Annotated in this window: 16 protein-coding genes and 1 pseudogene; 7 read left to right on the forward strand and 10 right to left on the reverse strand. The window is 68.1% G+C overall.

Annotation, left to right across the window (positions count from 1 at the left end; genetic code table 11):
* Positions 1-119: 119 nt before the first annotated feature.
* Positions 120-2,105, reverse strand: coding sequence for a prolyl oligopeptidase family serine peptidase (locus ACTJJK_RS06235; RefSeq protein WP_440729776.1), 1,986 nt, complete (start codon positions 2,103-2,105; stop codon positions 120-122).
* A gap of 209 nt (positions 2,106-2,314) precedes the next feature.
* Here ACTJJK_RS06235 and ACTJJK_RS06240 point away from each other — a divergent pair, with 209 nt between their 5' ends.
* Positions 2,315-3,436, forward strand: coding sequence for a dipeptidase (locus ACTJJK_RS06240; protein WP_440729777.1), 1,122 nt, complete (start codon positions 2,315-2,317; stop codon positions 3,434-3,436).
* 236 nt (positions 3,437-3,672) lie between these two features.
* Here ACTJJK_RS06240 and dnaG read toward each other — a convergent pair whose 3' ends face one another.
* The 5 genes from dnaG to rpsU all read right to left on the reverse strand — a co-directional run bounded on the left by dnaG (position 3,673) and on the right by rpsU (position 8,103).
* A complete protein-coding gene (dnaG, locus tag ACTJJK_RS06245; RefSeq protein ID WP_031371289.1) occupies positions 3,673-5,418 on the reverse strand; it encodes a DNA primase in 1,746 nt (581 codons plus the stop codon).
* A 155-nt stretch (positions 5,419-5,573) separates the two neighbouring features.
* The gene (locus ACTJJK_RS06250) at positions 5,574-6,461 is read right to left on the reverse strand and encodes a YihY/virulence factor BrkB family protein (protein WP_031371288.1); all 888 of its coding nucleotides are present in this window, start codon (positions 6,459-6,461) and stop codon (positions 5,574-5,576) included.
* Between the two features lie 222 nt (positions 6,462-6,683).
* Positions 6,684-6,914 (reverse strand): SEC-C metal-binding domain-containing protein, encoded by a 231-nt coding sequence (locus ACTJJK_RS06255; protein WP_081930684.1) that lies wholly within the window; start codon positions 6,912-6,914, stop codon positions 6,684-6,686.
* A 315-nt stretch (positions 6,915-7,229) separates the two neighbouring features.
* The gene (locus tag ACTJJK_RS06260; protein ID WP_031371287.1) at positions 7,230-7,676 is read right to left on the reverse strand and encodes a GatB/YqeY domain-containing protein; all 447 of its coding nucleotides are present in this window, start codon (positions 7,674-7,676) and stop codon (positions 7,230-7,232) included.
* A 211-nt stretch (positions 7,677-7,887) separates the two neighbouring features.
* Entirely contained in the window at positions 7,888-8,103 is a 216-nt protein-coding gene (gene rpsU, locus ACTJJK_RS06265) for a 30S ribosomal protein S21 (protein ID WP_031371286.1), read from the reverse strand.
* A 138-nt stretch (positions 8,104-8,241) separates the two neighbouring features.
* Here rpsU and tsaD point away from each other — a divergent pair.
* From tsaD to ACTJJK_RS06280, 3 genes and pseudogenes are all read left to right on the forward strand, one after another.
* Positions 8,242-9,290, forward strand: a pseudogene (tsaD, locus tag ACTJJK_RS06270) (tRNA (adenosine(37)-N6)-threonylcarbamoyltransferase complex transferase subunit TsaD); the annotation flags it as partial.
* 91 nt (positions 9,291-9,381) lie between these two features.
* Positions 9,382-9,732 carry a dihydroneopterin aldolase gene (gene folB, locus ACTJJK_RS06275; RefSeq protein WP_440729778.1) on the forward strand — a complete coding sequence of 117 codons (351 nt, stop codon included), beginning with the start codon at positions 9,382-9,384 and terminating at the stop codon, positions 9,730-9,732.
* 136 nt (positions 9,733-9,868) lie between these two features.
* Entirely contained in the window at positions 9,869-10,693 is an 825-nt protein-coding gene (locus ACTJJK_RS06280; RefSeq protein ID WP_440729779.1) for a DUF6159 family protein, read from the forward strand.
* A 7-nt stretch (positions 10,694-10,700) separates the two neighbouring features.
* Here the strand turns inward: ACTJJK_RS06280 and ACTJJK_RS06285 are convergent, their stop codons facing one another.
* Entirely contained in the window at positions 10,701-11,546 is an 846-nt protein-coding gene (locus ACTJJK_RS06285) for a hypothetical protein (protein ID WP_223621477.1), read from the reverse strand.
* 234 nt (positions 11,547-11,780) lie between these two features.
* Here ACTJJK_RS06285 and ACTJJK_RS06290 point away from each other — a divergent pair, with 234 nt between their 5' ends.
* From ACTJJK_RS06290 to ACTJJK_RS06300, 3 genes are all read left to right on the forward strand, one after another.
* A complete protein-coding gene (locus ACTJJK_RS06290; RefSeq protein ID WP_031371281.1) occupies positions 11,781-12,965 on the forward strand; it encodes a class I SAM-dependent methyltransferase in 1,185 nt (394 codons plus the stop codon).
* On the forward strand, positions 12,962-13,396 hold the full coding sequence (locus tag ACTJJK_RS06295; RefSeq protein WP_440729780.1) for a VanZ family protein: 435 nt from the start codon (positions 12,962-12,964) through the stop codon (positions 13,394-13,396). The genes ACTJJK_RS06290 and ACTJJK_RS06295 overlap by 4 nt, the downstream gene beginning before the upstream one ends.
* Before the next feature lie 236 nt (positions 13,397-13,632).
* Positions 13,633-16,131, forward strand: a complete 2,499-nt coding sequence (locus ACTJJK_RS06300) for a TonB-dependent receptor plug domain-containing protein (protein WP_036148247.1) — start codon at positions 13,633-13,635, stop codon at positions 16,129-16,131.
* A 237-nt stretch (positions 16,132-16,368) separates the two neighbouring features.
* Here the strand turns inward: ACTJJK_RS06300 and ACTJJK_RS06305 are convergent, their stop codons facing one another.
* The 3 genes from ACTJJK_RS06305 to ACTJJK_RS06315 all read right to left on the reverse strand — a co-directional run bounded on the left by ACTJJK_RS06305 (position 16,369) and on the right by ACTJJK_RS06315 (position 19,733).
* Entirely contained in the window at positions 16,369-17,595 is a 1,227-nt protein-coding gene (locus tag ACTJJK_RS06305) for a multifunctional CCA addition/repair protein (protein ID WP_440729781.1), read from the reverse strand.
* A 118-nt stretch (positions 17,596-17,713) separates the two neighbouring features.
* Complete coding sequence (locus tag ACTJJK_RS06310) at positions 17,714-18,091, reverse strand: PH domain-containing protein (RefSeq protein ID WP_031371277.1); 378 nt, start codon at positions 18,089-18,091, stop codon at positions 17,714-17,716.
* A gap of 730 nt (positions 18,092-18,821) precedes the next feature.
* The gene (locus ACTJJK_RS06315; RefSeq protein WP_440729782.1) at positions 18,822-19,733 is read right to left on the reverse strand and encodes a complex I NDUFA9 subunit family protein; all 912 of its coding nucleotides are present in this window, start codon (positions 19,731-19,733) and stop codon (positions 18,822-18,824) included.
* Positions 19,734-19,755: the final 22 nt, after the last annotated feature.

A 19,755-nucleotide genomic window follows, 5' to 3' on the forward strand; every position in this document is an offset into this window, starting at 1 on the left:
CCTGGACTGCGCGCGTCGCCCTGGAATCTAGCCGTAAAGCGCCACGCCGCCCATTGGGGAAAACCCCAGGAAAACATGACAGTTCAAAGACTTCGCGCCTGCCGGCGGGTGTGCCCGCCTCACTTCCCGCCGATCAGATGCTGCTGCCAGAAGGTCATCATCGCCGCACCGAAATAGTCGGTGTTGGCCTTCTTCTGGAAGCCATGGCCTTCGTCGTCGAACATCAGGAACCACACCGGCACGCCGTTGCCGCGCACCGCCTTCACGATCTGCTCGGCCTCGGTATAGGGCACGCGCGGGTCGTTGCGGCCCTGGGCGACGAACAGCGGCGCGCGGATCTTGCCGGCGTTCCTGAGCGGCGAGATGCGATCGAACACCGCCTTCATCTCGGGCAGGCGCTCGTCGCCGTACTCGGCGCGGCGCAGGTCGCGGCGATACGACTCGGTGTTGGTCAGGAACGTGCTGAAGTCGGAGATGCCGACCACGTCGACGCCGGCGCGGATGCGCTCGCTGTAGTGCATCAGCGAGGCCAGCACCATGTAGCCGCCGTAACTGCCGCCGTACACGCCGACGCGTTGCGCATCGAGTTCGGGCTGGGCGCCGATCCAGTCGAGCAGGGCACCGATGTCTTTGACCGAGTCTTCGCGTTTCTCCGCATCGTCCAGGCCCAGGTAGCTGCGGCCGTAGCCGGCCGAACCGCGCACGTTCGGCACCAGCATCGCCACGCCGAGTTCGTTGGCCAGGAACTGGGCGTTGGCGTTGAAGCTCGGCTGCGATTGCGCTTCCGGGCCGCCGTGGATCTGGATCACCACCGGCAGTTTCGTGCCGGCCGGGACCTTCGCCGGCCGGTAGTAGAACGCCGGGATCGTGCGCGCTTGGCCGTCGACGCGGTCGAAGGTCGGATAGCGGATCAAGGTCGGGGTGACGAAACGGCCGGCATCGAGCCCGCCGACTTCGCTGCGGGTCCAGCGCACCAGCCGCTGGGCGGCCAGCTCGATCACGTAGACATCGCTCGGCGAGGTCGCGGTGTTGATCGACACGGCGATGCGCCGGCCGTCGGGCGAGAACTCGGCGCCGCCGATCACCCCGACCGGCAGCGCCGGCAGCTTTACCTCTTTGTGCCCGGGCAGCGACAACACATGCAGCTTGCCGATGCCGTCTTCGTTGCTGACGAACAGCAGGTGGCGGCCGTCCTCGGACAGGCTGAGGTTGCCGACGTCCCAAGGGATGCCGGCGCTGAGCACCTCGAATTTGCCGCTCGCCGGTTCGTGCCGGCGCAGGCTGGCGAACTCCTGCGGCTTGCCGTCGAGGATTTCGTTGGAGACGTAATAGACCGCTTGGCCGTCCTTGGAAAAACGGAAATCGCTGATCGCCGCTTTGCCGCCGTCGACCGGGAACAACTGCAGCTTGCCGGTGTCCAGCTCGACCAGGCCCGGATAGGTTTCGCTGGCCGAGACGTACTTGATCACCAGCAACTGCCTGCCGTCCGGCGAGAAATCGGCGGCGCTCCAGGTGCCGCCCTCGGTCACCACCGCGCGCGCCTTGCGGGTGGCGAGATCCATCACCCATACGTCGATGTCGCGGCCGTTGCGCGCGGTGCTGCTGTAGGCCAGTTGCTTGCCGTCGTCCGAGAAGCGCGCATCCTGGTTGCGCGACTTGCCGTCGGTGAGCAGGGCGGTCTCGCGCGTGGCCAGGTCGAACCAGTGCAGTTGCCAGAACTCGTTGCCGCCGACGTCCTTGCCGAACACGAAGCCATCGAGCGGTTTTGGGGCGGCGTCCAGGCTGTTGAGCGGTTCGCGATGGAAGGTCAGTTGTTCGCGCATGCCCAGCGGCTCGCAGACGCGATGAGCCTGCTGGGTTTCGGCGAAGCGCGTAGCGATCAGCAGGCAGCCCTCGCCGGTCCAGCCGCCCAGGCTGGCGCCGCGGGTGTTTTGGTAGCGCTCGAGGCGTTCGAGCAGGGCCGGCGCGATCGCCGGCAGGTTCTCGCTGACGCGATTGCCGGTGTGCTCGCGGACGACGGCTCCTTTCGGCGCGTCCCCGGCCAGGGCGGGAGAGACGCAGGCCAAGGCCAGCGCAGCGACGGACAAGGCATGGCGCAGCGACATCGGCGTTCTCCCGGGGAAGGATACGGGCGCACCGCAGCAGCGGAATTCTGGCGCACGCATACCGAGCTTAGCGCGCCCACCGCGATGCGATCCGTCCCGAAAGTCACGGCTGGAGCGCTGGCGCGTTTGCCTTAGAGTGCCGCGACAGCGCGTGACCAAGCGCACGATTCGCCGCATCCGCGCGCGAGGGCTCATCCAGGGAGGATTCGATGATCGACAGAAGGACGTTTCTGATCGGGGGCGCGGGCGCGCTCGCCAGTGCCTGGGCCAACGGCCGCGCCTGGGCCGCGGCGCCGCGCTGGGCGCCGTATGCGGACGCGATGGTGATCGACGGCTGCGGCTTCATCGCCGGCGAAGACGGGGCGCCGGGTGCGGCGCTGTCGGCGCAACTCGTCGACGAGGCGCGCCGCAGCGGCCTGCGCGTCCTCCAGACCACGGTCGGCCCGGTCGCCCAGTACGAAGGCGCCTACGAGGAAACGGTGCGCAGCATCGGCTTCTGGGAGAACGAAATCCTCGCCCATCCGGAGGTATTCATGGCGGTGCGCAACCGCGCCGACCTGGACGCCGCGCGGCGCGAGAAGAAGCTCGGCGTGGTCTATCAATTCCAGGACAGCGCGCCGATCGGCGAGAAGCTCGAACGCGTCGACGACTTCCACCGGCTCGGCGTGCGCACCGTGCAACTGACCTACAACCTGCGCAACCTGGTCGGCGACGGTTGTTTGGAGCCCGGCAACGCTGGCCTCAGCCGCTTCGGCCACCGCCTGATCGAACGCCTCAACGAGCGGCGCATCCTGGTCGACCTGGCCCACAGCGGGCGTCGCACCGCGACCGAGGCGATCGCTGCGTCGAAGGCGCCGGTGTTGATCAGCCACACCGGTTGCGCCTCGCTGGTCGAGCGGCCGCGTAACAAGACCGATGCCGAACTGCGCGCGGTCGCCGACGGCGGCGGGGTGGTCGGCATCTATCTGATGCCGTTCCTGCGCGAGAGCGGCCAGACCACCGCCGCCGACGTCATCCGCCACCTCGAATACGCCTTGAAGGTTTGCGGCGAAGACCACGTCGGCATCGGCACCGACAACCTCGTCTCGCCGGTGCGCTTGAGCGAGAAGTACAAGCAGCAGCACCGCGAGGCGATCCAGGAACGGCGCCGGCTCGGCATTTCGGCGGCCGGCGAAAGCGAAGAGGTGTATCTGTTCGTGCCCGACCTCAACACAGTCGACCGTTTCCATACCCTGGCCGTGTTGCTGTCGGCGCGCGGACATTCCGATGCGCGCATCGGCAAGATCCTCGGCGGTAATTTCGCCAGGGTGATGGGCGAGGTGTGGGGATGAGAAGCGTTGCCTCTACAGGGTAGGAGCGGCGCGAGCCGCGACCGCGAACCGTCGGCTGCGACGAGGCGACACGGTGGCTGGGATCAACCGGAGAGGCGTATGCCAGCGTTCCGTCCGGAGATCGGACGGACAGCGCATTACGGCCAAGGCAAGACGAATGGCCGGGCTTCGGCCGATGCGCTTTCGATCACCTCTTCGGTGGGTCGCGGCTTACGTCGTTCCTGCAGGGCCAGAACTCAGGGGCTCGGCGACTTCGCCAGGCGCGCCTGCTGCAGCGACAGCAGCTCGCGTTTTTCCTCGGCGCTCAGGCCGACTTCGCGGTGCTGGTGCTGCAACTCGGCCAGGCGCTGTTCGATCGTTTGCTTGTCGAGTTGAGCGACCGCATCGAGAAACTCGCGCTGCAAGGTGTCGTCGTCGCCGGGGAAACTCTGGCTGGCGAGCTTCTGCAGGGCGCCGGCCTGTTCGTGACCGGCGAACTGTTCGAGCAGGGCGCCGGTGCTGATTTCCGGGCGTTGCTGGACCAGGTCGACGATCTCGACGAGCAGGTCGATGCCGGGCTGGCGCAGTTCGGCGAAACGGTAGGGCGGGGTCAATGCGGCGGCCAGCGACGGCTTCTGCAGCAGCACCGAGATCGCGCTGCGCACCAGGCTGCGCTTCGGCGTCGGCGCGTGGCGCCCGCCGCCATGGGCGCGCTGGGTCGGCACGTGCGTGTCGGGGGGCGAGGCGCGTGCGCCGACGCCGGTCAGTTCGGTCAGGCGCTGCTTCATCAGGTCGCCGAAGGCGCCGTCGGGAATCTGCGCGAGCAGCGGTTTGGCGCGCTCGGCCAGGCGGCCCTTGCCTTCGAGGGTGTTGAGGTTGACGTCGGCGGCCAGCGAGTCGAACAGGAATTGCGATAGCGGCGTGGCCTCGCGCAGGCGCCGGTCGAAACCGTCGGCGCCTTCCTGGCGCACCAGCGAATCCGGGTCCTCGCCGTCGGGCAGGAACAGGAAGAAGGCCTGGCGCCCGTCCTTCATGCGCGGCAGCACCGACTCGACCGCTTTCCAGGCCGCGCCGCGTCCGGCGCGGTCGCCGTCGAAACAGAAATAGACGTCGGCGGCGTTGCGGAACAGCAGCTCGGCGTGGTCGGGCGTGGTCGCCGTGCCCAGGGTCGCCACGGCGGTGTCGACGCCGTGCTGGAACAGCGCGATCACGTCCATATAGCCTTCGACGACGATCAGGCGCGGGATCTTGTTGTGGGTCTGGCGCACCTGCCACAAGCCGTAGAGTTCGCGGCCCTTGTGGAACAGCGGCGTCTCCGGCGAGTTGAGGTATTTGGGCCCGTCTTCCTTGTCGAGCACGCGGCCGCCGAAGGCGATGGTGCGCCCGCGCCGGTCGTGGATCGGAAACATCACCCGGTCGCGGAATTTGTCGTAGACGCGGCCGCTGTCGTTCTTCGAGAACAGGCCGGCGCGTTCGAGCAGTTTCATGCGCCGATCGTCGGTGCCGAGCGCGTCGCGCAGGGCGTTGAAACCGTCGGGCGCATAGCCGATGCCGAAGCGTTCGCGGATGTCGGCGCTGACGCCGCGGCTGTCGAGATAGCCCTGGGCCTTGCCGCTGTGGCCGTACTGCTTCTGGAAGAAGCGCGAGGCGGCCTCGACCGTGCTGAACAACTCCTGGGTGTCGGAGTCTTCGTTGCGCGCGCGGGTGTCGCGCGGCACTTCGACGCCGACCCGCTTGGCGAGTTCTTCGACCGCATCGAGGAATTCGAGGCGGTCGTAGTTCATCAGGAAGCTGATCGCGGTGCCGTGCGCGCCGCAGCCGAAGCAGTGATAGAACTGCTTGGTCGGCGAGACCGTGAACGAGGGCGAGCGCTCGTCGTGGAACGGGCAGCGCGCCGAGTATTCCTTGCCCTGGCGTTTCAACGGCACGCGCGTACCGATCACCTCGACGATGTCGGTGCGCGCCAGGAGGTCGTCGATGAAACCGTCGGGAATGCGGGCCATGCGTAGGGCGCCCGCGAAGGGGCGGCGTTGCTCGTCGTGGTCTAACGGTGTCTAGGATGCCATGCGCGGCCGGCCCGCGACGGTTCGGGTCGTGGCCGCTGGGCCTCGAATCTGCGCAGTCGTCGCTTTAAGCGCTGAGTTCGCGGCGTGGCCGCTCAGGCGCCGGACGCATCCAGGCCGGCGATAGCGCGTTCGTCGGCCAGGCGCCGACGCACGCGGGCGTGCTCGTCGAGCATGGCGGTGATCAGCGCGCCGAGCAGGAACACCACGGCGCAGTAGTACATCCACACCAGCATGATCACCAGGCCGCCGGCCGGGCCGTAGGCGGTGCCGAGGCTGGCCTGGCCGAGATAGAGGCCGATCGCGCTGCGCCCGAGCATGAACAGCCCCGCGGTCAGGGCGCCGCCGAACAAGGCCCGGCGCCGGCTGACCGGGCGGTCCGGCAGCCAGCGGTACATCGCTGCGAACACCAGGGCGTAGAGCGCGAACGAGACGATCGCGGCGAACACCGGCAGCAGGTCGGGCACGTAGGCGATCAGCAACTGCAGCGCCGCCTGCACCGCCATCGACACCACCAGCAGGAAACCGACGCTGATGACCATGCCGAACGAGAGCAGGCGCTTGCGCAGCCAGGCGGCGAGGCCGCCGAGGCGTTTGGCGTCGCTGCGGAACACCCGGTTGAGGGCGGCCTGCAACTGGCCGAACACGGCCGAGGCGCCGACCAACAAGGCCAGGGTGCCCAGCAGCGCCGCCAGCGAGCCGGTGCCGGGGCGGTTTTCGGCGTTGGCGACGATCAGGCGGGCGGTGCTCTCGACCTGGTCGCCGACCAGCAGGCCGATCTGGCGGAAGAATTCTTCCTGCGCCGACGGGTACAGCGCGGTGGTCAGCCACAGCACCATCAGCACCAACGGCGCCAGCGACAGCAGGGTGTAGAAGGACAGCGCCGCGGCCAGGGCGAGGATGTCGTAGTCGATGAAGCGCTGGGCGAACTTGGCCACCCAGCTTTGCTCCAGGCGCGCCTGCAGGGCGTGGATGCGCTGCATCGGGCCATGATCGGCCGCTTCGGCCGCCGTGGCGGCGTCGCGCTCGGGCGGGCGCTCGCTGGAAAGAGGTTGGGTCGGGGTCGGGGGCATGCGGCTCGCGATGACGGCGCGTGGATCGCCGGTTTCAGTATCCGGGGTCCAGGTTAGCGAGGCGTGGGCGCGGTGTGGAGGCGTGGGAGAGCAAACGGCCGGGCTGCAAGCCCGGCCGTTCGTCGATAGCGGTCACCGACAGCGGTGGACGGCCGTCGTCAGTCCCTGAAGTAGTGATCGCGTTCGGAACCTTCGTAGCGGCCGTCGCGCAGGCAACAGTTCCTTGAACCTCCGCGTGGAGCCGCACGGGCAGGGATCGTTGCGGCCCAGTTTCTCGAGCAGTTCCTTGTCGCCGTGGACCAGGCGCTGGCCGCGCTTGACGTGGGTTTCGGACGGGAAGCCCTTGCGGCGCTTACGCGTGATTTCGCGGGTCGGCTCGAAAGCAGGCGGCGTTGGGGTTGTGACGCTTCATGGTGCACCTCCGGGTGTGCGGCCCTTGCGGGCGGGTCTTGGTGTTGCGGGTGTTGCTTGGCCGGCCCTCGGCCCAACCCCTCTCCGTAAACGGGAGAGGGCTCGGTACGGGCGAATGTGGTGGATCGAAGCCGGGCGGCCTTCAGCCGCGTCGTGATCTCTGCCGTTCCGGCCGAACAGTCCCCTCTCCCGCTTGCGGGAGAGGGCTAGGGCTTAGGGCTAGGGTGAGGGCAGGCCCGAGGCCCGGCCCTCATCCATCGAGTGAACTCAGCCCGCCAGGCGCTTCTTCGCCAGCGCCGAGACCAGGCCCATGTCGGCCTTGCCGCCCAGCTTGGCCTTCAGCGGGCCCATGAGCTTGCCCAGGTCGGACGGCGCGGCCGCGCCGACTTCGGCGATGACTTCCTCCAGCACGACCAGGATCTCGGCTTCGCCGAGCTTGGCCGGGACGTAGCGCTCGATCACCACGATCTCGTCGCGTTCGATCGAAGCCAGGTCCTCGCGCGCGGCCGCCTCGTACTGGCTGACCGAGTCGCGGCGCTGCTTGATCATCTTGTCGAGGATCGCGATTACCGCGGTGTCGTCGAGTTCGATGCGCTCGTCGACTTCCTTCTGCTTGAGCGCGGCGTTGATCAGGCGGATCACGCCGAGGGACTGCTTGTCGCCGCTCTTCATCGCGGCCTTCATGTCGTCGGTGAGGCGTTGCTTGAGGCTCATGGTCTGACCTTAGTGTTGCGAAAGGGGGAGGGGCCGCCGGCCGACGCGGCCCCGGCCGCATTGGGCCCGGCGGGGCGCGCCCGACAGCGTGATGCGGTTCCGCTTTGCGGCGACGGAAACGCAAAAAGCCGGCAGCGCCCGAGGCGCAGCCGGCTTGATGGTCGTTCCCCACGAGCGCCGGCGGTGAAGCCGGGTCGCGCGGAACGAACGATCAGTACAAGCGCTGGCGCTTGGTGACGTCGCGCGACGCGCGGCGCGCCTGGCGCTTCACCGCCGCGGCGGCCTTGCGCTTGCGCTCCTGGGTCGGCTTCTCATAGAACTCGCGCTTGCGGGTCTCAGCCAGTACACCGGCCTTCTCGCAGGTGCGCTTGAAGCGACGCAGGGCAAACTCGAAAGGCTCGTTTTCGCGGACTTTGACGCTGGGCATACGTAATCTCGTTAACGGGAACCGGCCCGGGCAGACCGGGAGAGCCGCGCATTATAGCGATGCTCCTGCGGAAGGTGCAACATAGGCACCCATGAATCCGACATTCTCCCAGAAATCGGCGCGCCGAGCAGGGTGCCGATGAAAGTCCTGGGCATCGAAACCAGCTGCGACGAGACCGGTGTGGCCGTTTACGACACCGACGCCGGCCTGCGCGCCCATGCGCTGTACAGCCAGATCGCCCTGCACGCCGAGTACGGCGGGGTGGTCCCGGAGCTGGCCAGCCGCGACCACGTGCGCAAGCTGCTGCCGCTGATCCGCCAGACCCTGACCGAGTCCGGCCTGGACGTGAACGAGCTCGACGGGGTCGCCTATACCGCCGGCCCCGGCCTGGTCGGGGCCTTGCTGGTCGGGGCCGGGGTGGCGCGCGCGCTGGCCTGGGCCCTGGACGTGCCGGCGATCGGCGTCCACCACATGGAAGGCCACCTGCTGGCGCCGCTGATGGAGGACGACCCGCTGGGCCGCCCGCAGCCGCCGTTCGTGGCTCTGTTGGTCTCCGGCGGGCACACCCAGCTGGTCGCGGTCGACGCGATCGGCCAGTACCGCCTGCTCGGCGAAACCCTGGACGACGCCGCCGGCGAGGCCTTCGACAAGACCGCCAAGCTCATGGGCCTGCCGTACCCCGGCGGCCCGCAACTGGCCGCGCAGGCCGAACTCGGCCGCCCCGGCCTGTTCAAGTTCGCCCGGCCGATGACCGACCGGCCCGGGCTGGACTTCAGCTTCAGCGGCCTCAAGACCCAGGTCTTGCTGGCCTGGCGCAACAGCGACCAGAGCGAGCAGACCCGCGCCGACATCGCCCGCGCGTTCGAGGACGCGGTGGTCGACACCCTGGCGATCAAATGCGCTCGCGCGCTCGATGCGGCCGGCTGCAACACCCTGGTGGTGGCCGGCGGCGTCGGCGCCAACCGGCGCCTGCGCGTCAAGTTGGCGACGATGGCGGACAAGCGCGGCGGCCGGGTCTGTTTTCCGCGCCCGGCGTTCTGCACCGACAACGGCGCGATGATCGCCTACGCTGGCGCCCTGCGCCTGCAGGCCGGCCAGTTCGAGAGCGCGGCGGTGAAAGTGACCCCGCGCTGGGACATGGCGTTGTTGCAGGCGGTGTAGCTCGTTCGGGAATCGGGAATAGAGAATCGGGAATCGGGAATCGCAAAGGCGCGCGATCCCGCCTACCATCCCTGCTCTTACGATTCCCTATTCTCGATTCCCCATTCCCGGCCCCCCATGGACCACGTCTTCATCGAAGGCCTCGAAATCGACGCCGTGATCGGCATCTACGACTGGGAGCGGCGCATCCGCCAGCCCCTGGTGTTCGATCTCGAAATGGCTTTCGACAACCGCGTGCCCGCGGCCAGCGACGCGATCGGCGACACTCTCGACTACAAGGCGATCAGCGACCGCATCGTCGAGTACGCATCGCAATCGCAGTTCGGCCTGGTCGAGACCTTGGCCGAACGCGTCGCCGCGATCGTGCTGGAGGAATTCGGCGTGCGCCGGGTGCGGCTCAAGCTCAGCAAGCCCAGCGCGATCCGCAATGCGCGCGCGGTCGGGGTGATGATCGAACGCAGCCGCTGAGGCCTCTCGACAGGGGCCGCCGACGCCGCGCACAAGCGCCCCGCACGCCCCCGGATTTGCACCCCGTCGCGGCCGCGCTTGCGATTTTCCGCCGCAGGTTCGAGGATGCCCCCGGGATCAATCATGGGGGCATGAGATGTTCGAGAAACTTTCGCGCAGTTGGGAACTCGCCAAGGCCAGCGCCTCGGTGCTCAATTCGGATCGCGAGCTGTTGGTGTTTCCGGTGGTGTCGGCGGTGTGCGTGTTGATCGTTCTGGCGACCTTCCTGATTCCGGCCACGGCGCTGGAGATCTTCTCCGATGGCTTCGGTCCCGGCGCCGCGCTGTTCGGCTTCGCGTTCTATTTCTGCCAGTACTTCGTGATCATCTTCTGCAACTGCGCCCTGGTCAGCGCGGCGATGATCCGCCTGGAAGGCGGCGACCCGACCGTCGGCGACGGTTTCCGCGCCGCCGCTTCGCGCCTGCCCACGATCGCCGGTTACGCCGCGATCGCCGCGACCGTCGGCATGATCCTGCAGGCCCTCAAGGACCGCGACAACAACTTCATCGTGCGCATGATCGGCGGCGCGCTCGGCGCGGCATGGACCATGGCGACCTTCCTGGTGGTGCCGGTGCTGGTCGCCGAAGACGTCGGCCCGATCGATGCGGTCAAGCGCAGCGTGAGCATGTTCAAGCGCACCTGGGGCGAAAGCGCGGCCGGCATGGTCGGCATCGGCCTGGCCACCGGCCTGGCGATGGTCGCCGTCGGCGTGGTCGGTTTCGGCCTGGCCTACCTGCTCGGCCTGGTGTCTTCGGCCCTGGCGGTGTTGCTCGGCGCGGTGACCGTGCTCGTCCTGCTGGCCCTGGCCGTGTACCAGAGCGCGCTCGGCGGCGTGTATTCGGCGGCGCTGTACCGCTATGCGGTCGACGGCGAAATGCCGGCCGGTTTCGAAGGCCTGCAGTTGGAAGCGCGCGGCCGTTGAGCCGCGCTCAGGCGACCGGCTCGTCGCCGTTCGCAAAACCGACCAGGATCTGGTCTTCGTCGCCGGCCCGGTCCGGGTAGAACCAGACCAGGGCCGCATCGCCGACGCGCGGCAAGCGCACCGGGTCGAACAGACCGGTCTTGGTCACCCAACGCTCGATGCCGGCGTGATCGGTGAACCGCACGACGAAGCGCAGGCGCAGCTCGTGGTAGATCTCCACGCCGGTGTCGTGGACCTCGGTGATCGCCGCGTCCGCGCGCCGGCCTTCGGCGAGCAAGCGCCGGATACGTTCGGCGCGCGCTGCGTGGCGGCGGTGCGCGCGCCAGGCCAGGCCCGCGCAGCACAGCGCGGCCAGCGCCAGCGAGGCCGGCAGCCAGTACTGCGCGCTCCAGCCGAGCCAGGCGACGACGTCCCAGTCCGGCGCGGGCACGCCCGGCGCATCGGCGAACGAGCCGACCCGCAGCGGCGCCACCCACGAGTCGCCCGCGCCGCGCCAGAAGCCCGCCGCGCACGCGAGCAGGGTCGATGCGAACTGGCCCCAGGTGCTCGCGGCCAGGCCGTACAGCTCCTTGAGCACGTAGCTCAGCAGGAAGCCGGCGATGAAGCCGCCGAACGACCCCACGAACACGCCGAAGAACCACGCCGGCGCGACGTTGTCCGGATACAGGCTCGGCGGCAGATAGGCTTCGGCGATCGGATAGCGGAGGGTGTCGGCGAGCGAATAGGCGAACAGCGCCCACAGGCTCCAATAGATCAGCACGAGGATCCACAGGCCGGCGCCGGGCCGGGGCGGTCGTTGCATGCGTTCGAGCGCTTGCCGGCGACGTTCGACGGCCGGATCGACGGTGCTCATGGGCGGGCTTCCGTGCGGGATGCGGCCATCTTGCACGGCGGCGATGAAACGCAAACGCGCGCATGCCCGAATGGCGCCGGTTTAGTACCAAAGCGCTAGCCGCGCAGGCCTCCGGCGCTGTCGCGCGAGCCTGCGTTCAGCCTGCATTGCGCAGACCTTGGCGATTCGCCGTGCCTGCGCCGGGGCCGTATCCTGTCGGCCTGTTTCCGATGCGCCTGCGACGCCGCCACCGACGTGAATTCCTTCGATCTGCCGACTCCCGATGCCGATGCGCTCGCCCACAGTGCGCGCCTGGCCGCCCTGATCCGCGAGCAGATCCTCGCCCACGGCGGCGCGATTCCGTTCTCGCGCTTCATGGAGCTGGCGCTGTACGCGCCGGGCCTGGGCTATTACAGCGCCGGCGCGAGCAAGTTCGGCGCAAGCGGCGATTTCGTCACCGCGCCGGAGATCGGGCCGATCTTCGCCGCCTGCGTCGCCGAAGCGGTGGCGCCGGTGCTGCAGCAGATCGGGCCTTCGGCGCGGTTCCTCGAACTCGGCGGCGGCACCGGCGCGTTCGCCGAAGTCGCGCTCAAGCGCCTGCTCGAACTGGACGCCTTGCCCGACCGTTACGCGATCCTCGAACCCAGCGCCGAGTTGCGCCATCGCCAGCGCGAACGCCTGCGCGAGCGCCTGGTGCCGCCGCTGTTCGATCTGCTCGAATGGCCTGACGGGCCGTTCGGCGACGAGTGGGACGGCGTGCTGTTCGCCAACGAAGTCATCGATGCCCTGCCGACGCCGCGTTTCGCGATCCGAGACGAGGAAGTGTTCGAGGAATACGTGGCGATCGACGGCGACGGCTTCGCGCGCGAGTTGCGCCCGGCCGACGATTTCCTCGCCCAGGCGGTGCGCATCGCCGAGCGCCGCCTCGAAGCTCCGCTGGCCGAAGGCTATCGCTCCGAGCTGTTGCCGCAGTTGCCGTACTGGATCCAGGCGGTCGCCGGCGGCCTGCGCAACGGCGCCATGCTGTTCGTCGATTACGGCTATGCCCGCGCCGAGTTCTACGCGCCCGATCGGGTCGACGGCACCTTGCGTGCGTTCTATCGCCACCGCATGCACGGCGACCCGCTGCTGTGGCCGGGCCTGCAGGACCTGACCGCCTCGGTCGATTTCACCGCTCTGGTCGAGGCCGGCGTCGCGGCCGGTTTCGATCTGGCCGGTTACTGCTCGCAGGCCAGCTTCCTGCTCGGCAACGGCCTGGCCGGGGTGTTGCAGCGGATCGAAGGCATCGACGACGAACTCGAGAAGCAGCGCCGCCTCAACGAGGTCAAGCGCCTGACCCTGCCGAGTGAAATGGGCGAGCGCTTCCAGGTCATGGGCTTCGAGAAGGGCGTCGAGTTCGGCGTGGCCTTCATGGCCGGCGATCTGAGCTTCCGTCTGTGAGCGGGGTCAGCGAGCTTGGCGCGCGCAGCGTGCTGCGCGCGCTCGAGCGGCCGGCGCTGTGGTGCGCGATCGGCGTGGCGATGATCGCCGCGGTCGCTTGCGCGACCTTGTTGCCGGCGCACGATCTGCCGCCGACGCCGTTCTCGGGTTTCGACAAAGTCGAACATTTTTCCGCGTATGCGGCGATGTCGGCCTACGCGACGATGCTGTTCGCGCGGCTGCGTCCGCAGGCGATCGCCGCGGCCGGCTTGATCGCGCTCGGGGTGGCGCTGGAATTCGCCCAGGCCGGCCTGACCGATTCGCGCACCGGCGACGCCATCGACGCCGCCGCCAACAGCCTCGGCGTGTTCGCCGGCCTGTTCGTGTCGCTGACCCCGGCCTCGCGCTGGCTGCAGCGGCTGGACCGCCGGCTGGCGCGTCGGCGCACCTGAGGTTTCGCGCACTGCGGCCGGCGGAGGGTCGCTCGGCGGCCTTCGGGCCACTGCTGTTCAGGATCGTCGAGCCGATGGCCGGCTCAAAAAAATGGTTACCGCTGTATCGGTTAGTAGAGGACGGTCACAAAGGCACATTCGGCACAGTCACATAGCCGCTTGCGCAAAGGTTAAATATTTGTGAGGCTCGCCGCGGGCTCTGCAGAGCCTGACCTCATCCTCGCAAGGAACCGACCATGTCCGTAGTGCACCGCAACCGTCTGGCGCTAGCCGTAGCCGCCGCCGTGGCCGCCAGCGTCTTCGTCCCCTCCGCTTTCGCCCAGGAACCCGCCGCTCCGGCCAGCCGCGAGGCGACGACTCTCGATGCGGTGCAGGTGACCGGTTCGCGCGCACGCGGCCGTGCCGCCGAAGAGACCGCCGCCCCGGTCGACGTGATCGGCAAGGAAGAGTTGAACGCCACCGGCGCGACCGAGATCGGTCAGATCCTGCAGATGCTGGAGCCCTCGTTCAATTTCTCCCGCACCTTCGTCAGCGACGGCACCGACATCCTGCGTCCGGCGACGCTGCGTTCGCTCGGCCCCGACCAGGTGTTGGTGCTGGTCAACGGCAAGCGCCGCCACCAGCAGGCGCTGGTCAACGTGCAGCAGACCATCGGCCGCGGTTCGGCCGGTACCGACATCAACGCCATTCCGCTGTCGGCGATCGAGCGCATCGAAGTGCTGCGCGACGGCGCCGCGGCGCAGTACGGTTCGGACGCGATCTCCGGCGTCATCAACATCATCCTCAAGAAGCAGACCGAGGAAACCCAGCTCTCGTTCCAGGCCGGCAAGTACTACGCCGGCGACGGCGCCAACTACCAGGGCTCGGTCAACACCGGCGTCAAGCTCGGCGGCGACGGCGGCTACCTCAACCTGTCGCTGGAATACCGCGACCGCGCCGAGACCAACCGCGCCGGCCCCGACAGCCTGCGCGTGAACCCGCCGCGCGTGACCCAGCGCCTCGGCGACGCCGACGCCACCGACGCCTACTTCTGGTTCAACGGCGGCCTGCCGGTCGGCAACGGCGAGTTGTACTGGTTCGGCGGCCTGTCCAGGCGCGAAGGCGATTCCTCCGGCTTCTTCCGCAGCCCGGGCGACAACCGCACGGTGCCGGCGCTGTACCCGAACGGTTTCCTGCCGAACATCCTGACCACCGTCGACGACCACTCGCTCGCGGTCGGCTACAAGGCCCCGATCAACGACAATTGGGATTGGGACATCTCGATCAACCGCGGCCGCAGCAAGTTCGGCTTCGAGGAAAGCAACTCGGTCAACGTCAGTTGGTGGTACGAGCCCAAGCCGGGCGGCGGCATCTACGCCGAGTCGCCGACCAAGGCCGACACCGGCACGCTGCAGTTCGACCAGACCACCTTCAACCTGGATTTCCGCGGCACCCTGAAGGGCTTCAACGACAACCCGCTGTACCTCGGCACCGGCGTGGAATACCGCCAGGACGACTACCAGATCCGCCCCGGTGCGCCGGTGACCTACACCTACGGCCGCACCAACAACCGCGCGATTCCGATCTTCGGCCAGACCGGCGACACCGCCCAGCCGGGCATGCAGGGCTTCCCGGGCTTCTCGCCGAACGAAGCCGTCGACGACGGCCGCCACAACTACGCCGTCTACCTCGACGCCGAAACCAACCTGACCGACCGCTTCCTGCTCGGCGGAGCGGTGCGTTACGAGGATTACTCCGACTTCGGCAACACCACCACCGGCAAGCTCTCGGCGCGTTTCGACGCGACCGAACAGTTCGCCGTGCGCGGCACCGTTTCGACCGGCTTCCGCGCGCCGGGCGTGCAGCAGCTGTTCTACAGCCAGCGCTCGACCAACCTCAACGCCGCCGGCGTGCTCACCGACACCCTGACCGCGCGCCAGGACAGCGCGGTGACGCGCGCCTTCGGCATCGAGCCGCTCAAGGAAGAAACCTCCAAGAGCGCCTCGCTGGGCTTCGTGTTCAAGCCGAACGACCGCTTCTCGCTGACGATGGACGTGTTCCGCATCGACATCGACGACCGCATCATCTTCTCCAGCAACATCCAGCCCGAGAGCGTCGGCACCAACGGCCAGCCCTGCGCGGCCGGTAACGGCAACTGCCCGATCCGCGCGATCCTCGATCCGATCGGCGTCGGCCAGGTGCTGTTCTTCACCAATGCCATCGACACCCGCACCACCGGCCTGGACGTGGTCGCCAGCCACAACACCGAGTTCGCCGGCGGCTCCAAGCTCAACCTGACCGCGCTGGTCCACTTCAACAAGACCGAGGTCAAGGACCGCCGCTCGCAGTCGACGATCCTGTCGCCGGAAGCGCTGTTCGACGACACCCAGGTGACCCTGATCCAGGACGGCCAGCCGCGCGCCCACCACGTGCTGCAAAGCGTGTACGAGATCGGCAAGTGGGAATGGACGGCGCGTGCGAACTACTACGGTTCGGTGGCCGGCGAAGGCTTCACCCCCGGCACCAAGCAGCGTTGGGGCGGCAAGTGGCTCGGCGACCTGGCGGTGCGCTACAAGTTCAACGCCAAGACCAGCCTGACCGTCGGCGGCAACAACATCTTCGACACCTACCCGGACAAGTGGGACACCGTCACCGGTGCGCCGTTCCCGCAGCTCGGCTTCAAGTACGGTTGGGAAACCCTGCCGTTCGGCATGAACGGCGGCAGCTACTACGCCCGGATCGACTACCGGTTCTGATAGCGGCACCCTTGCGACACCGAAGCCGCCGCGCATCCGCGCGGCGGCTTCTTGCTTTCTGTAGGAGCGGCGTGAGCCGCGACAAACGAAGCGGTGTTTGCGAACGCAGCCTCCGAAACTCGGGCCATCGAACGGCTTTCCGGATCGTTGGAGCGGCTCGTCCCGTCTTCGGTCACGGCGCTTGCGTACCTTTCTGCGGTTGGTCGCGGCTTACGCCGCTCCTACAAAAGCTCGCGATTACTCCGCCGCCTTGCTCACCGCCGCGATCGCCGCGATCCGCGCGCGCCGCACCGCTTCGCCGACTTCGGGTCCGGCCAGACCGGGGGCGACTTCGTTCGCGCGCACCTTCATCGCCGCGCGCACCGCTTCGCGCAAGGCCGCGCCCGACGGATACGGTTGGTCCTGCAGCCCCAGGCGCCCGCGCTTGTCGGCCTCGCAGACCAGGCTCATCTGCTCGATCCGCTTCGGGTTGCGGAAACCGTCGCAGCGCGCGATCAGCTCGTAGACGCTGCGCGGGCGCATTTCGGCAAGACGGTGCACGTTGAGGTGTTCGCGGCAGACCGCTTCGGCGAGCAGGCGATGCTCGGTCGGCACCTTGAGGCGCTCGCACACGGCCTGCAGCGGCTCCAAGCCGCCCTGTTCGTGGCCGTGATGGCGCGGCAGCAGTTCGGCCGGGGTCAGCGCCTTGCCGAGGTCGTGGGTCAGCGCGGCGAAACCGATCAGGTCGTCGCCGGGCGCGAGCTGTGCGGCCATGTCGAGCACCATCTCGGTGTGGATGCCGGTGTCGACTTCAGGGTGGTATTCGGGGCGCTGCGGCACGCCGTACAAGGCCTCGACTTCCGGCAGCACCACGGCCAGCGCGCCGGCGTCGTGCAAGGTGCGCACGAACGCCGAAGGCCGCGCGCAGGTCAGCGCACGCCGCAGTTCCTGCCAGACGCGCTCGGCGACCAGCGCCGACAGCTCGCCGGATTCGGCCATCTGCCGCATCAGCGCCATGGTTTCCGGGGCGACGCTGAAACCGTGCTCGGCGAAGCGGGCCATGAAGCGCGCCGCGCGCAGCACCCGCAGTGGGTCTTCGACGAAGGCCGGGCCGACATGGCGCAGCACCCGCGCTTCGATATCGCGCGCGCCGCCGTAAGGGTCGACCAGGCGGCCGTCGTCGGTGCGGGCGATCGCGTTGATGGTGAAATCGCGGCGGACCAGATCGTCTTCGAGCGTCACCGAAGGATCGGTGTCGACCACGAAGCCGCGGTAGCCGCGCCCGGACTTGCGTTCGGTGCGCGCCAGCGCGTATTCCTCGCCGGTCTTCGGGTGCAGGAACACCGGGAAATCGCGGCCGACCGCCTTGAAGCCGGCGGCCAGCATGGCCTCGGGCGTTTCGCCGACGACCACGTAATCGCGATCGCCGGCCGGCAGGCCGAGCAGGGCGTCGCGGACCGCGCCGCCGACGAGATAAGTCTTCATGGTCGTTTCCAGGCGGGAATGGGGAATCGGGAGTTGGGAATCGTTGAAGCGGATCCGCCTCTCCCGTGGAAGTCTGCAAGCAAGCCGTTGCGATTCCCGCTTCCCGATTCCCGGCCGCTCAACGCGGCGAGTTCTGCGCGAGCAGGGCGACGATGTCTTCCGCTCCGGCGCTGCGGCCGAGGTGGCGGATGATCGGCGTCGCCTGGCCCGACACCCACAGGCGCAGCTCGGCTTCCAGATCGAAATGGCCGGCGGTCTCGAGCGAGAACATCACGATGCTGCGATACGGCAGGCTGAGGAATTCCGTCTTGCGGCCGGTGACGCCCTGCTTGTCGACCAGGATCAGGCGGCGATCGGTGAACACGATCAGGTCGCGGACCTCGCCGAACGCGCGCTGCACGGTTTCGCCGGGTGCGAGCAGGGGTTGGAAGTCTTCGCCGACCTTCTCGGCGGATTTGGCGCCGGCATGGCCGAGCAAGGTGTCGAGCAGCCCCATGGGGATCTCCTTGTGATGGGCAGTGGCCTGCATCCTAGCGCGCGCTGGCGGCGGCGGCGATGAGGCCTTGCTTTAAGGGTAGGAGCGGCGTGAGCCGCGACCAAAAGCAGAGGCGTACGTAAGCGCCTCCGACGCAGATTCGATAAGCGGCACGACCGATCCGGAAAGCGACCGTCTGTCCGGGCTTCGGATACTTAACGCTTTCGCTCACCGCTGCGGTTGGTCGCGACTTGCGTCGCTCCTACCCAAAAGCGCGGCGTGGCTTCCCTTGTAGGAGCGGCGCGAGCCGCGACCAAAAGCAGAGGTGTACGCAAGCGCCCTCGACGAAGATTCGATAAACGGCAGGACCGATCCAGAAAGCGATGGTTTGTCCGGGTTTCCGATACTCAACGCTCTCGGTCACCCCCACGGATTGCCGCGCCGGTTCGGGTGGTTGCGCGGTTGCGACTTGCGTCGCTCCTACCCAAAAGCGCGGCGTCGCCTCCCCTGTAGGAGCGGCGCGAGCCGCGACCAAAAGCAGAGGCCTACGCAGGCGCCCTCGACGAAGATTCGATAAACGGTAGGAGCGATCCGGAAAGCGACGGTTTGTCCGGGCTTCGGATACACAGCGCAAAGCGACCGTCTGTCCGGGCTTCGGATACCTAACGCTTTCGCTCACCGCTGCGGTTGGTCGCGACTTGCGTCGCTCCTACCCAAAAGCGCGATGCCGCTCCTGCCCTGGATACGTGCCTCAACCGGCGTGCGCGTTCAGTCCCAGGATTTCCGGCAGATGCGACAGCACCGGCGTCGGGCTGACGCCGAGCTTCAGCAAACCGTTCTCGACGCTGGTCGAGTCGGTCTGCAGCGAGCGCCAGTTGTCGCGGCTGATCGGTTTGCCGGGCAGCCACTCGCCGATCTCGGCTTGCAGTTTGCCGAGCGATTCCGGCAGCGGCAGCACCGCGCGCAGGCGCCGGCGCGCACGCGCCGTCGCGCGCACGATCTCGGCAAGGGTCATCACCTCGGGGCCGACCAGGTTGTAGCTGCGGCTGACGTGGCTGTCGTCGGCGAGCGCGTTGACGAAGGCCTGGGTGACGTCGCCGATCCAGACCGGCTGGAAGCGCGCGTTGGCACGTCCCATCGGCAACAACGGCGCGTAGCGCAACAGCGCGTCGAAACGGCAGAACAGGCCGTCGCCTGCGCCGGCGATGACCGAAGGGCGGAACAGGGTCCAGGCCAGCTTGGAGGCGCGCACGCGCTGCTCGGCGCGGCCGCGCGACTCCAGGTAATGGCTGTGGCCGGTGCCGGCGTTGAGCGCGCTCATCTGCAGCAGCCGCGACACGCCCATGTCGCGCATCGCTTCGAGCAAGGCGTCCAGCAGTTCGACGTAGACGTGCTCGAAGCCGGCGCCGCTGTCGCCCTGCTCGTTGAGGATGCCGACCAGGTTGACCACCGCGTCGACGTCGTCGAGCACGGCGCGCAGGAAGTCCGGGTTGCCGATATCGCCTTCGATGATGCTGGCATCGCGCGACAACAGCTTTTTCTTGGCCGGGTCGACACCGCGGCTCAGCACGGTGATGCGGTAACGCTCGCGCAGCAGGTGCTCGACGAGATGGCGGCCGACGAAACCGGTGCCGCCGAGAATCAGAACATGACGACGGGGCATAGCGGCAGGCTCACTCTTGTTC

Source organism: Lysobacter sp. 22409, assembly GCF_052045105.1.
Taxonomy (GTDB): domain Bacteria; phylum Pseudomonadota; class Gammaproteobacteria; order Xanthomonadales; family Xanthomonadaceae; genus Lysobacter; species Lysobacter antibioticus_B.